The sequence below is a fragment of the Micromonospora sp. WMMA1947 genome (assembly GCF_027497355.1).
Taxonomy (GTDB): Bacteria; Actinomycetota; Actinomycetes; order Mycobacteriales; family Micromonosporaceae; genus Micromonospora.
Map to the genome: position 1 here is coordinate 4,967,199 of NZ_CP114909.1, position 12,970 is coordinate 4,980,168.

Sequence of the window (12,970 nt, forward strand, 5' to 3'; positions counted from 1 at the left end):
CCCGGGCGACCGGGGGAGCAAGCTTAGATACATGACGCATCCCAGCCGGACCGCGCCGTCCGCCGCCGAGCGGGCGTACCGGCACCTCAAGCAGGCGATCCTCGAACAGGTCTACCCGGGTGGCCAGCTCGTCAGCGAGGGCGAGATCGCCGAGGCGACAGGGGTGTCCCGCACGCCGGTCCGGGAGGCGCTGCTGCGGCTGGAGACCGAAGGGCTGGTCCGGCTCTACCCGAAACGCGGCGCGCTGATCCGGCCGGTGTCGGCCCGGGAGATCGCCGACGTCATCGAGGCGCGCCGGCTGGTCGAGCTGCACGCCGCCGACCGGGTCTGGCCGCGCCGCGCCGCGCTGCGCGCCGACCTGGCCCGCCGGCTGGACGAGATGCGCCGCGCGCACGCCGCCGGTGACCTCACCGCGCTGATGGCGGCCGACCGCTCGTTCCACGCCGCGGTGGTCGAGGCGGCCGGCAACGAGATCCTGGCCGAGCTGTACCACCGGCTGCGCGACCGGCAGCTACGGATGGGTGAGGCCAGCTTCCGGCTCTCGCCCGGCTGGGCCGAGGTCGCCCTCGCCGAGCACGCCGGTCAGCTCGCCGCGCTCGACGGCGACGACCCGCAGGCGTGGCACGACGCGGTCGCCGCGCACATCGACACCGCCGCGCGGATGCTCGGGACGCTGCGGTGAGCGGCGGTCGCCGGCCCGCCGCCCTGGTGTACGCGGTAGCCGTCACCGCCTACCTGACGGCCGTGTTCCACCGCAGCTCCCTCGGCGTGACAGGGGTCGACGCGGCGGACCGCTTCCACATCAACGCCGCCGCGCTCGCCACGTTCTCCGTCGCCCAGCTCGCCGTCTACGCCGCCATGCAGGTGCCGGTCGGCGTGCTGCTGGACCGCTACGGCTCGCGCCGGCTGCTGCTGGCCGGCGGCGCGCTGATGGTGGCCGGGCAGCTCCTGTTCGCCGTCGCCACCGACGTACCGGCCGCGGTCGCCGCGCGGGTGCTGGTCGGCCTCGGTGACGCAATGACGTTCATCAGCGTGCTGCGCATCGTCGCGTTCTGGTTCCCCGGCCGCCGCAACCCGCTGCTGGTGCAGCTCACCGGCACCGTCGGCCAGCTCGGCGCGGTGCTCGGCGCCGTACCCCTGGTGCTGCTGCTGCACCGCGCCGGCTGGACCCCGGCGTTCCTGACCGCCGCCGCGCTCGGCGCGACGGTGGTGCTGATGGTCCTCGTCGCGGTCCGCGACACCCCGCACGCCGAGCACGCCACCGCGCTCGCCCCCGACCTGGCCACGGTGCGCCGCCAGCTCGCCGACGCCTGGGCCGAGCCGGGCACCCGGCTGGGCCTGTGGACACACTTCGTCACGCAGTTCTCCGGCTCGGTGTTCGCGCTGCTGTGGGGCTACCCGTTCCTGGTGCAGGGACAGGGCTTCTCGCCCACGGCGGCGGCCGGGCTGCTCACCCTGATGACGATGGTGACGCTCGTGTGCGGGCCGGTGCTCGCACACCTGTGCGGCCGTTACCCGTTCCACCGCTCGGTGCTGGTCTTCGCCATCACCGCCGCCACCGCCGGGATGTGGGGGGTGGTGCTGGCCTGGCCCGGCCCGGCACCGCACGCGTTGCTGGTGGCGCTCGTGGTGGTGCTCGCGGTCAACGGACCCGGTTCGATGATCGGGTTCGACTACGCCCGCACGTTCAACCCGGTGCACCGCATCGGCAGTGCCACAGGCATCGTCAACGTCGGCGGCTTCGTCGCCTCGATCGCGCTGATCCTGGCCGTCGGCCTGGTGCTCGACCTGGCCACCCCGGCCGGGCGGGACGCGCCGCCGCTGTCCGCGTTCCGCTGGGCGTTCGCCGTCCAGTTCCTGCTCTGGGCGCTCGGCGCGGCGCAGGTGCTGCGCTACCGCAACGCCGCCCGTCGCCGGCTCGCCGGCGAGCGGGCCGCCGCGGCGGTCCCGGCGACGGCCTGAGGACGCGGGCAGCCCGGCGCGACCGGCTCAGGGCCGGTGCCGCACCAGCGAGTCGAGCACCAGGGTCAGCCCCGCGCCGACCAGCCACACGTCCTTGGCCAGGCCGATGCCCTCCTGGCTCGGCCGCAGGCTGGTGCCCTCCCGCATGCCGGGCGTCTTCAGGTAGAGCTGCACCAGCCCGGCGCCGAACGCGGTGAGCGCGGCCCCGGCCAGCAGCGACGGCACGAACGGCGCGAGCAGCGCCGCGCCGAGCGCCGTTTCGCCCCGGGACAGCAGCTTGGCGAACCGGTCCGGCGGGATCTGCCGCAGCTGCGGCATCGCGCCGACCGCCATGCCGTGCATGCCCGCGGCGGCCTCACCCTCCAGGGCCCGCTTCCCTAGCCCGGAGTTCAGGATGTACGCGCCGATGGCGACCCGCAGCGGCGCATGCGACAGCCTCATGATCACTCCCGTCCCACCAGGTAGAACCGGCACACCGGGTACCCGGTCATGACCAGGACAATCCGGCGGGCTTCATTGGTTCGCGGGTCATGATCAGCGGTAGGTTCGGGGTGCAGAAGCACGCTACAAGGGAGGCACTGTGAGCCAGGAAGTCCGGGGAGTCGTGTCGCGGCGCAAGGGTGCGCCCGTGGAGGTCACCACCATCGTGGTGCCGGACCCGGGGCCGGGCGAGGCGGTGGTCCGCATCCAGTCGTGCGGCGTCTGCCACACCGACCTGCACTACCGCGAGGGCGGCATCAACGACGACTACCCGTTCCTGCTCGGCCACGAGGCCGCCGGCATCGTGGAGCAGGTCGGCGACGGCGTCACCGATGTGGCCCCCGGCGACTTCGTGGTGCTCAACTGGCGGGCGGTCTGCGGCCAGTGCCGGGCCTGCCGCCGGGGCCGCCCCTGGTACTGCTTCGCCACCCACAACGCGACGCAGAAGATGACGCTCACCGACGGCACCGAGCTGACCCCGGCGCTCGGCATCGGCGCGTTCGCCGAGAAGACGCTCGTGCACGCCGGGCAGTGCACCAAGGTCGACCCGTCGGCCCGGCCGGCGGCCGTCGGCCTGCTCGGCTGCGGCGTGATGGCCGGCCTCGGCGCGGCCATGAACACCGGCAACGTGACCCGGGGCGACTCGGTCGCGGTGATCGGCTGCGGCGGCGTCGGCGACGCGGCGGTGGCCGGCGCGGCCCTGGCCGGCGCGACCACGATCATCGCCGTGGACACCGACTCCCGCAAGCTCGACTGGGCGCGCAAGTTCGGCGCCACCCACACCGTCAACGCCTCCGAGGACGACGCGGTGGAGGCCATCCGCGCGGCCACCGGCGGCTTCGGCGCCGACGTGGTGATCGACGCGGTCGGCCGCCCGGAGACCTGGAAGCAGGCGTTCTACGCGCGCGACCTGGCCGGCACCGTCGTGCTGGTCGGCGTGCCGACCCCGGAGATGACCGTCGACCTGCCGCTGCTGGACGTCTTCGGCCGCGGCGGCGCGCTCAAGTCCAGCTGGTACGGCGACTGCCTGCCCAGCCGCGACTTCCCGATGCTGACCGAGCTGTACCGGCAGGGCCGGCTGGACCTGGACGCCTTCGTCACCGAGGAGATCGCCCTCGACCAGGTCGAGGAGGCGTTCAACCGGATGCACCACGGCGACGTGCTGCGCTCGGTGGTGGTCTTCCCGTGACCGCCCGCGTCGACCACGCCGTCACCTCCGGCACGTTCTCGCTGGACGGCCAGACGTTCGACGTGGACAACAACGTCTGGGTGATCGGTGACGACGCCGAGTGCGTCGTCCTCGACGCGCCGCACGACGTGGCCGCCATCCGCGAGGTGATCGGCGACCGGCGGGTGGTCGCGATCGTGGCCACCCACGCCCACGACGACCACGTCCGCGTCGCGCCCGAGCTGGCCCGGGCCACCGGCGCGCCGGTGCTGCTGCACCCGGCCGACCGGGTGCTGTGGGACATGGTGCACCCGGACACGGCACCGGACGGCGAGCTGACCGACGGGCAGACGATCAGCGTCGGCGGCACCACGCTGCGGGTGATGCACACCCCGGGCCACAGCCCCGGCGCGTGCAGCCTGTACGCCCCCGACCTGGGCGCGGTCTTCACCGGCGACACCCTGTTCGCCGGTGGACCGGGCGCGACCGGCCGGTCGTACAGCGACTTCGGCACCATCGTCGAGTCGATCCGTACCCGGCTGCTCACGCTCCCGCCGGAGACGGTGGTGCACACCGGGCACGGCGACGACACCACGATCGGCGCCGAGGCGCCGCACCTGGACGAGTGGATCGCCCGGGGCCACTGAGGACACGCCCGAGCGGGCCCGGCCGGAGTGATCCGGTCCGGGCCCGCTCGCGCGTCCCGGCCCTGGCGGGGCGCCGTCCCGGCCGGGAAACCGGGTGGCCGCGCGATGTCGGGCCCGGTGATACTCGGGCCCGTGCCCGTCGCCACCCTCACCGACGCCCAGTCCGCCGCGCTGCGCCACGTCCGCGACGTCGCGCTGCGCGACCGCCCGGCGGCGCTCGCCGTCATCGCCCGCCACCTCGCCGCCTCCGGCACCACCTACCGGTACGAGGAGGTCGTCGCCGCGATCACCGGGTACGGGCGGCTGACGCTCAACTTCCACCCGGACCGGGTGCTGCGCGACGGCCGCACAGTGGTCGAGGCCCTCGAGGAGGAGGGCGTCTACCGCAGCCAGTTCGAGACCGGCATCTCCAACGGCGGGCTGACCGCGTATCCGGGCGGCGACCGGGACGTGTGGGAGCAGGCGATGTTCGGCGGCGCGTACCAGCGTGCCGGCGTTCTTCCGGCGGAGCGCCCGAAGTACGGCGGCCTGAACCTGCTCGACCACGCCGACGGCGCGTGCCCCCGGTTCGGCTCCTGCCACCTGCGGCTGCGCCCGGAGGTGCTGGCCCGGGCCACGTTCACCTTCGGTGACAGCCACGTCGAGCCCACCGAGTTCGGCACCGTCGACGTCTTCGAGCCGGTGTTCGCGGCGCTGCTGACCGCCACCGCCGGTACCGGCGTCGCCCTAGGTGTGGCCGGCACGGACACCGGCACGCTGCTGCGGGCGTTGCTGCGCCGCCGGGAAGGGGAGTCCGGCCGGGTCGGCCGGGCGCTGGACGACTACATCGAGGCGCAGGTGCACGGCGAGATCAACCTGTCCCGCGACGTCGAGGCGCTCGTGGTCGACCCGTCGTTCCGGGGCACCGACGTGGGACGGCGCCTGGAGGGGATCGCCGCGCGGCACGGCCTGGCGCTGCGCTTCCACCCCGGGTTCGTGCTGCCGGTCGACGGGGTGGACGCCGAGTTCCGCGGCCCGGACATCCCGCCGCTGGCGGCACGGGTGGCAGCCGAGTTCGGGCGGCCGGGGGAGCAGCTGCACGCGGCGCTCGTCGGCCGGGCCGCCGCGTCGGTGGTACGCGAGCCGCAGCGCTGGGCCGACCGGGGGCCGGCGGCGGTAACCCTGCAGCACCTCAAGCAGCTCTGGCACGTCCTGGTCCGGTTCGGCGGTCCGGCCTGATCGTCCCGGTCCGCCCCTGAGCGGCCCTGCTGCCCGGAATCCCGGGTGACCTGGACCGCAGCCTCGGCCCTGCCCGGCATTTCCGGAATGACCGACACTGCGGGCTCGTTGTGTCCCCCGTACCGCCGGAACCCAAACACCTACCCGGCGGTAGTCCCTCGAGGGGCGCTCACCCCGGAGCGCGTCGTAACGATCGAAAGGGCAACCATCGTGAAGCAGCACTTCACTCGATGGCTCCCCGCCATCGCGAAGACCGCCGTGGCGAAGAACGCCGTCACGAAGACCGTCGCCGTCGCCAAGAACCGCCGTGCCGCGCTGAGCGTGGCGGGCGTGGCCGTCCTGGGCGGCCTGGCCGTCGGACCCGTCGCCGTGGCCGCACCGGTCACCAGCGGGCCGCACGCCGGCGCCAAGGCCGCCATCGACCTGGCCACCGGCAAGAAGACCTCCACCGAGGCGGTCAAGCCCGGCCAGACCACCGGCCTGGACAAGGTGCCGACCCGGGCCGACCGGCCGGCCAAGGAGAAGCTCGTGCCGCACGGCGTCGAGGGCGCGCAGTCGCGCATCCCGCTCGACGACGCGCAGCTCGACAACGCCAAGGCCATCGTCGAGGCGGCCAAGGAGACGGGCGTGGGGGAGCGGGGCGCCGTGATCGGCGTCGCGACCTCGCTGCAGGAGTCGAAGCTGTACAACCTGGGTCACCTCGGCGCTAACAACGACCACGACTCGGAGGGCCTGTTCCAGCAGCGCCCGTCGTCCGGTTGGGGCACGTCCGAGCAGATCACCGACCCGGAGTACTCCAGCAAAGCGTTCTTCAACGCGCTGAAGAACGTCGGCGGCTGGCATGAGCTGCCGCTGACCACCGCCGCGCAGACCGTCCAGGTGTCCGCCTACCCGTACGCGTACGCGCAGTGGGAGGAGCAGGCGGCGGACATCGTCCAGCAGGTCTGGTGACCCACCCGTAGCGAACGGCCGGCCCCTCCCCGGGGGCCGGCCGTTCTCGTCGATCTTGGACTTCTGGCACCTCGCAGACCTCGGATAACGGACATCCTGGGCGCCACAACTCCAAGATCGGCGGGGAGCTGGGTGGGACGGGCGGACCTGTGGGCGGGGTGTCCGGATCCGCTGTGGTGGGCGGCACTCCGTGGGCGGAATCGGGGGCGGGCGGGCGGCGTTGTAACCCGGTGCACGACCGCAGCGGCGCCACCGAGCGCCCGCCCGACGGGAATGGTCCGGGGCCGCCGGTCGTTGCAGATGCACCCGGCACGCTTCGCGCTGCCGGATCCCCCCGAGAACCTCTCTGAGCGCCTGACGGTGCCCACGCATCCCCCCGATGCGTCGACCCCCGAACGGAGCCCACCATGAACACGATCCTGCGCAAGAGCATCCTCGGTATCGCCGGTCTCGCCTTCACCGGTGGCGTGTTCGCCGGTCCGGTCGCCGCCCACGCGGCGGAGACCGCCACGCCGGCCGCCGTCGCGGTCCAGGGCGTGAGCCCGCAGGGTACGCAGTCGCACGTGGACCTGAACGACGAGCAGCTCGCCAACGCCAAGGCCATCATCGCGGCCACCAAGAAGGCGGGCATGCCCGAGCGGGCCGCGGTCGTCTCGATCGCCACCGCGCTGCAGGAGTCGAAGCTGGAGAACCTGGGTCACCTGGGTGACCGCAACGACCACGACTCGCTGGGCCTGTTCCAGCAGCGGCCGTCCAGCGGCTGGGGTACGCCGGAGCAGATCACCGACCCCGAGTACTCGACGCTGGCGTTCCTCAAGGGCCTCAAGCAGGTCGACGGCTGGCAGGACATGCCGCTGACCGAGGCCGCGCAGACCGTGCAGGTCAGCGCCTACCCCGACGCGTACGCGCAGTGGGAGAAGCAGGCCGCCGAGATCGTCGCCGAGCACTGGAACAAGTAAGACGCACACGAAAGGCCGGCACCCGATCCGGGTGCCGGCCTTTCGTGTGCCCTCAGCCGCTGTGCGCGGCGAGCCACGACAGCACCGGTTCGACCACCGACGGGTCCAGCGGCTGCTTCGCCTCGTCCCGGTACGCCCGCAGCGACGGCGGGCCGGGCCGGCGGCGCAGCACGTGGGTGACGTCGGGCAGCACCTGAGTCTGCACCGGCCCGCCCGCGTGCGCCGCGACGACCGGCAGGTCCGCCGGGTCGGTCTGGAGGTCCTTGTCGCCGGTGAGCGCGAGGATCGGGGCGTCGATCCGGGCGAGGTCCGGCCGGGGGTCGTAGCGCAGGAACTCCCGGAACCAGCGGGCGTTGAGCCGCTGTCCGCCGACCCACGCCACGTCCTTGTCGGTGGCGAGGATCTTCTCGTGGTTGCGGGCCACCTTCGCCACCAGGTCGGTGCGGGTGAGCCGGAGCACCAGGCGTACCGGCGCGGGCAGCGTGGGCAGCAGCCGCCCGGCCTGCCGGCGCAGCACCTCGGCGCCGGCGCGTCCCGGCGCGCAGAGCAGGACCAGGCCGGCCACCGGGACGCCGCGCGCGGCGAGCGCGACAGCGGTGAGCGCGCCCTCGCTGTGCCCGACCAGGAACATCCGCCCGGCGTCCACGGCCGGCTCGTCGCGCAGCGCCGCGAACACCGCTGCCGCGTCGTCGACGTTGTCGTGGAAGCCGGTACGCAGGAACTCACCGCTGCTCTCGCCGACGCCCCGCCTGTCGTACCGGGCGGCAGCGATCCCGGCCCTGGCGAGCGCGGCGGCCAGGTGCCGCTGGATGCCCAGGGGCAGGCGGCGGTGGTCCCCGTCGCGGTTGATCGGCCCGGAGCCGGGCAGCAGCAGCGCCACCGGGTGCGGCCCGGCGCCGTCGGGCAGGGTGAGCGTGCCGGACAGCCGGTGCTCGCCCGAGTCGACGGCGAGCGGACGGTCGATCGTCACGGCAGCACCGCCGCGGCCAGGGCGGTGGCGTCGTCGGCGCCGATGAGCAGGGAGTCGTACGCCTGGCCGGTGAGGGTGATGCGGACGGCCGGCTGGCCGCCGCGGACGCTGACGAACTCCTTGCCGGCCCGGCCGCGCCAGGTGCCGACGTTGCGCGTGCGGGGGACGCCGAGGCCGGGTGCCCGGATGCCACGGGTGGCGCGCGCCCCGTCGGGCACGACGACGGCGCCGGTGACGGCGGATCGGGGGAACGACAGGTCGCCGCGCAGAGCCCAGATCTTCTCGGCGGAGGTCAGCCGGACGTCGATCCGGTCGGGGGTGAGGTCGATGGTGGCCATCGGCGAACTCCTCGCTTCTGTTATTGTCAGTGAGAACATTACCGGAGGCGATAACAAAAAGGGGAGCCACTGTGGCACTCGACACCGTGGAGCTGCTGATGCACCCGGTCCGGCTGCGTATCGTCCAGGCGTTCCTGGGCGGCCGCACGCTCACCACCACCGACCTGCGCACCGAACTGAGCGACGTACCGCCGGCCACCCTCTACCGGCAGGTCGCCACGCTCGCCGACCACGGCGTGCTGCACACGGTGGCCGAGCGGCGGGCCCGCGGCGCGGTCGAGCGCACCTACCGGCTCGTCGAGGCCGCCGCGTCGGTCGGCCCGGACGAGGCACGGGCCATGAGCCCGCAGCGGCACCGGCAGGCGTTCCTCACCTTCGTCGCGGGTCTGCTCGCCGACTTCGACGGCTACCTCGACCGCGGCGACGCCGACCTGGCCCGTGACGTGGCCGGCTACCGGCAGAACGCGTTCCACGCCACCGACGCCGAGACCGCCGATTTCGTCACCCGGTTCCGGGAGTTGTTCGCCGAGTACGCGGCGCTCGGCCCCGGACCCGGCCGCACCCGGCGGCTGCTCACCACCGTTCTGCTGCCCGCCGCCGATCAGGAGCGGCCCGCGGACCGCCGGTGACCGAGCACGATGTCCGCCACGGCGGCGCCGAGCGCCAGCACCACGATCCCGGCGGCGAGCAGCAGTGAGTGGCGGAACGCCGTACTCCAGTCGCCGCGGTCGTCGGCGAGTGTGGAGAAGAACAGCGCGCCCACCGCGGCGATGCCGGCGGCCGACCCGATCCGCTGCCCGGTCTGCAGCATCCCGGCGCCGCTGCCGGCCATCGGCACCGGCACCTCGGACAGCGTGAGCGTCTGGTTCGGCGCGATCACCAGGCCGCTGCCCAGCCCGGCGACGAGCAACGGCAGCGCGGTCCGCAACGGCACGTTCTCGTGCGGCCCACCGGCCAGCACCAGGTCGGTCGCGACCAGCCCGACCACCACGGCGAGCAGGCCGATCCCCACGAGCGGACGGCCGTACCGGGTGACCACCCGGCCGCCGAGCGCGGAGGCCAGCGCCGAACCCAGTGCGAACGGGGTGATCGCCAGGCCCGCCACCAGCGCGCTGTAGCCGAGGCCCATCTGGAGGTAGAGCGTGAAGATGAAGAAGATCGCGGTGAACCCGGCGAAGTAGATCAGGCCGATCAGCGCCCCCAGCGTGTACGAGCGCACCGTGAACAGCCGCAGGTCGAACAGGGGCTGCGCGCGGCGGGCGTACCGGTGCTCCCAGAGCGCGAACCCGGCCAGCAGCAGCAGGCCGACGGGGATCAGCAGCCACTTGCCCGGGCCGCGCCACTGCTCCCGCTGCACCAGCGGCAGCAGGATCACCGTCACCCCGGCGCCGAGCAGCAGCACACCGACCGGGTCGAGCCGGCCCCGACCGGCGGGATTCGTCGCCCGGGCCGGCATCAGCCGCCAGCCGAGCAGCATCGCCACGATCCCGACCGGAATGTTCACGAAGAACACCCACCGCCAGCCGTGTTCGGCGCCGCCGAGCTCGATGAGCAGCCCGCCGAGCAGCGGGCCGACGGCGGTGGAGATGCCGATCGTCGCGCCCAGCAGCCCGAACGCCCGGCCCCGGTCCGCGCCCCGGAACAACTCCTGGATCATGCCGCTGACCTGGGGGTTGACCACACCGGCGGCAGCGCCCTGGACGAGCCGGGCGACGACCAGCCACTCCGGCGAGCGGGCCAGGCCGGCCAGCGCGCTGGTCAGCGTGAACAGGCCCACCCCGACCACGAACGCGGTACGCCGCCCGCGCGCGTCGCCGAACCGCCCGGCCGGCACCAGCACCAGGCCGAACGTCAGCGCGTACCCGGACAGCACCCACTGCAGGTCGCTCGGCGTGGCGTGCAGCGCCCGGTCGATCGACGGCACCGCGACGTTGACGATGCTGACGTCCAGCAGCGTCATGAACGCCGCGATCAGGCCGACGCTCAGCGCGCGCCAGCGGCGCCGGTCGTCGTACCCGGTGGCAGGCACCGCCGTCGACGACCGGCCCTCGCTCATCGTGCCCCCCACTGACCGTCGATCATCCGACTCCGATCGCTACCCGGCACCCGGTGGGGCAAACGACCCGATCACGCCATCTGGCGCGCGCACCACCGGGGCCCGAAGTCCAGGCCGGACATCGGGGAGTCCTCGCGATGCAGCAGCCCTCGCTCGGTGAGCGAGTGCAGCGGCTCGCGCAGCTCCTCCTCGGTCATCCCGGTCTCCTGGGCGATCAGGTCCGGGTAGGGGACGTGTCCCTGCACCTCCAGCGCGGACACCGCCTGGTAGACCCGTTCCTCGACCGCAGACAGCTGGACCTGAGGCATCGCTTCCCTCCTCGGCGTGGACCGCCCGACCCGCGGACGGCCGGCGACCGGCGGTTACCCGGGCGGGCGGCGATGATGCCCACCCGAACGACTGTCGTACCGGCGCTCCCGCGAAACGGTGCCCTAGGCTGCACCAGTGATCATCTGGGATCTGGTCGTGGTCGGCGGCGGGCCGGCCGGACTCTCCGCCGCGCACGCCGCCGCCCGGGCCGGCGTCCGCACGCTGGTGGTCGAACGGGCCACCCATCCCCGGTACAAGACCTGCGGTGGCGGCCTGATCGGCACCTCGCTCGTCGAGGCCGCCGACCGGGTCGAGGTGCCCGCCCACGACCGGGTCGACCGGGTCACGTTCACCCGCGACGGGCGACGCGCGTTCACCCGCCGGCACCCCGCGCCGCTGGTCACCATGATCCGCCGGGAGGAGTTCGACGACCGGCTGCGCGCCGCCGCCGTCGCCGCCGGGGCGCAGGTCCGCGAGGGCGTCGCGGTCCGCGCCGTCGAGCAGGACACCGACGAGGTACGCCTGCGTCTGGCCGGCGGCGAGACGGTACGCGCGCGTGCCGTGATCGGCGCGGACGGCTCCTCGGGTGTGACGGCACGCCACGTCGGTGTCCGTTTCCGCCAGGTCGACCTCGGGCTGGAACTGGAACTGCCGGTGGAGGGCGCCGAACGGGAGCGCTGGCGCGGCCGGGTGCTGCTCGACTGGGGGCCGCTGCCCGGCTCCTACGCGTGGGTGTTCCCCAAGGGCGACCGGCTCACGGTGGGTGTCATCTCCGCCCGGGGCGACGGCGACCGCACCCGCGCCTACCTGCGCGACTTCACCGCCCGGCTCGGCCTGTCCGGGGTGACGCCGGAGCACGACTCCGGTCACCTGACCCGCTGCCGCACCGGGGACTCTCCGCTGCGCCACGGCCGGGTGCTGGTCGCCGGGGACGCCGCCGGGCTGCTGGAACCGTGGAGCCGGGAGGGGATCAGCTACGCGCTGCGCTCGGGCCGGCTGGCCGGTGAGGCGGTGGCCGCCGGTGACCTCGACGCGTACGCCCGGGAGGTCGACCGGCGGCTGGTACCCGAGATGCGCGCCGGGCACCGGCTGCTGGAGACGTTCGAGCGGCGGCCCGACGTGTTCCACGCGATGCTCGCGAGCCCGCCCGGCTGGCGGATGTTCGTGCGGTTCTGCCAGGGGCGGGCGAGCTTCGCCGAGATGCTCGACCGGCGGCCCGTACGCGCCGGGCTGGCGCTGCTCGACCGCCTGCCCGCGAGGGCGCGGGCAACCGCCGGTTAGCCTGACCCGGTGACCGACTGGGATCTCGTCTGCGAGCGCGACTACGCGGTGCCGGACGGCCGCGACCTGGACGACCTCGTCGCCGAACTCGCCGCCGCGCTGCGCGATCCCGACCCGGCGGTCCGGGACGGCGCACCGTACATGGTGCTGCGCACCTGGACAGCCCGGGACGTCATCGACGCCGACCACCGGGCGAAGCTGGGCGCGATCATGGCCGAGCGGTTCACCGACCCGGAGATCCAGGCCCGCACGTTCGCGCCGCTGGTGCTCGACATGATCGTCAGCCGGGGTGACCTCGATCCGGCCTGGCTCACCGCGTTCCGCGCCTGGTACCCGGCCGAGACGGACCTGCGCGGGTACGACGCGAAGCTCGGCTGGCTGCACGCGGTGGCCCACGGCGCCGACCTGCTGGCTGGACCCGGTCGCGGCGAGCTACGCCGCGCTGCCCCGGGGCACCACCCCGGCCCACGCCTCGAACAGCATGCGGACGCTGCGGGCGCTCTACGTGCTGCTGGACACCGGGATCGGGCTGCGCCGCCACGACGAGCCGCTGCCGCAGCCGCACCGGGACGCGGTCAAGGCACGCCTGGCCGAGGTGCTCGCCCCGGTCTTCCAGCACGGCTGAGGAGCC

Annotated in this window: 15 protein-coding genes; 10 read left to right on the top strand and 5 right to left on the bottom strand. The window is 74.0% G+C overall.

Going from position 1 to position 12,970, the window contains the following annotated elements; all coding sequences use genetic code 11:
* Positions 1-31 precede the first annotated feature (31 nt).
* Together O7604_RS23415 and O7604_RS23420 are read left to right on the top strand one after the other, a co-directional pair.
* Positions 32-682 carry a GntR family transcriptional regulator gene (locus O7604_RS23415; protein WP_269705988.1) on the top strand — a complete coding sequence of 217 codons (651 nt, stop codon included), beginning with the start codon at positions 32-34 and terminating at the stop codon, positions 680-682.
* The gene (locus O7604_RS23420) at positions 679-1,962 is read left to right on the top strand and encodes an MFS transporter (protein WP_269705990.1); all 1,284 of its coding nucleotides are present in this window, start codon (positions 679-681) and stop codon (positions 1,960-1,962) included. Before O7604_RS23415 ends, O7604_RS23420 begins: the two co-directional genes overlap by 4 nt.
* A gap of 27 nt (positions 1,963-1,989) precedes the next feature.
* Here the strand turns inward: O7604_RS23420 and O7604_RS23425 are convergent, their stop codons facing one another.
* The gene (locus O7604_RS23425) at positions 1,990-2,403 is read right to left on the bottom strand and encodes a hypothetical protein (RefSeq protein ID WP_269705992.1); all 414 of its coding nucleotides are present in this window, start codon (positions 2,401-2,403) and stop codon (positions 1,990-1,992) included.
* 139 nt (positions 2,404-2,542) lie between these two features.
* Here O7604_RS23425 and O7604_RS23430 point away from each other — a divergent pair, with 139 nt between their 5' ends.
* From O7604_RS23430 to O7604_RS23450, 5 genes are all read left to right on the top strand, one after another.
* Entirely contained in the window at positions 2,543-3,631 is a 1,089-nt protein-coding gene (locus tag O7604_RS23430) for an S-(hydroxymethyl)mycothiol dehydrogenase (protein ID WP_073829418.1), read from the top strand.
* Positions 3,628-4,257: an MBL fold metallo-hydrolase gene (locus O7604_RS23435; protein WP_269705994.1), complete on the top strand. Its 630-nt coding sequence runs from the start codon at positions 3,628-3,630 to the stop codon at positions 4,255-4,257. The genes O7604_RS23430 and O7604_RS23435 overlap by 4 nt, the downstream gene beginning before the upstream one ends.
* A 117-nt stretch (positions 4,258-4,374) precedes the next feature.
* Positions 4,375-5,475, top strand: a complete 1,101-nt coding sequence (locus tag O7604_RS23440; RefSeq protein WP_281577788.1) for a DUF3626 domain-containing protein — start codon at positions 4,375-4,377, stop codon at positions 5,473-5,475.
* Between the two features lie 210 nt (positions 5,476-5,685).
* Positions 5,686-6,426, top strand: a complete 741-nt coding sequence (locus O7604_RS23445) for a hypothetical protein (RefSeq protein ID WP_281577789.1) — start codon at positions 5,686-5,688, stop codon at positions 6,424-6,426.
* A gap of 407 nt (positions 6,427-6,833) precedes the next feature.
* Positions 6,834-7,385: a hypothetical protein gene (locus O7604_RS23450; RefSeq protein ID WP_269705997.1), complete on the top strand. Its 552-nt coding sequence runs from the start codon at positions 6,834-6,836 to the stop codon at positions 7,383-7,385.
* A 52-nt stretch (positions 7,386-7,437) separates the two neighbouring features.
* On the opposite strand, the gene O7604_RS23455 is transcribed toward O7604_RS23450, so the two are convergent.
* Both O7604_RS23455 and O7604_RS23460 read right to left on the bottom strand, forming a co-directional pair.
* A complete protein-coding gene (locus tag O7604_RS23455) occupies positions 7,438-8,355 on the bottom strand; it encodes an alpha/beta hydrolase (protein ID WP_281577790.1) in 918 nt (305 codons plus the stop codon).
* Entirely contained in the window at positions 8,352-8,693 is a 342-nt protein-coding gene (locus O7604_RS23460; protein ID WP_281577791.1) for a hypothetical protein, read from the bottom strand. Before O7604_RS23460 ends, O7604_RS23455 begins: the two co-directional genes overlap by 4 nt.
* 71 nt (positions 8,694-8,764) lie before the next feature.
* On the opposite strand from O7604_RS23460, the gene O7604_RS23465 reads away from it, so the two are divergent.
* Positions 8,765-9,322 carry a helix-turn-helix domain-containing protein gene (locus tag O7604_RS23465; protein WP_281577792.1) on the top strand — a complete coding sequence of 186 codons (558 nt, stop codon included), beginning with the start codon at positions 8,765-8,767 and terminating at the stop codon, positions 9,320-9,322.
* On the opposite strand, the gene O7604_RS23470 is transcribed toward O7604_RS23465, so the two are convergent.
* Together O7604_RS23470 and O7604_RS23475 are read right to left on the bottom strand one after the other, a co-directional pair.
* Complete coding sequence (locus O7604_RS23470; RefSeq protein WP_281577793.1) at positions 9,295-10,749, bottom strand: MFS transporter; 1,455 nt, start codon at positions 10,747-10,749, stop codon at positions 9,295-9,297. The two genes, O7604_RS23465 and O7604_RS23470, sit on opposite strands and share 28 nt — an antisense overlap.
* 71 nt (positions 10,750-10,820) lie before the next feature.
* Entirely contained in the window at positions 10,821-11,057 is a 237-nt protein-coding gene (locus O7604_RS23475) for a hypothetical protein (RefSeq protein ID WP_013286401.1), read from the bottom strand.
* Positions 11,058-11,193: 136 nt separating this feature from the next.
* Here O7604_RS23475 and O7604_RS23480 point away from each other — a divergent pair, with 136 nt between their 5' ends.
* Positions 11,194-12,339, top strand: a complete 1,146-nt coding sequence (locus O7604_RS23480; RefSeq protein WP_281577794.1) for a geranylgeranyl reductase family protein — start codon at positions 11,194-11,196, stop codon at positions 12,337-12,339.
* 481 nt (positions 12,340-12,820) lie between these two features.
* Positions 12,821-12,964, top strand: coding sequence for a hypothetical protein (locus O7604_RS23485; RefSeq protein ID WP_281577795.1), 144 nt, complete (start codon positions 12,821-12,823; stop codon positions 12,962-12,964).
* Positions 12,965-12,970: the final 6 nt, after the last annotated feature.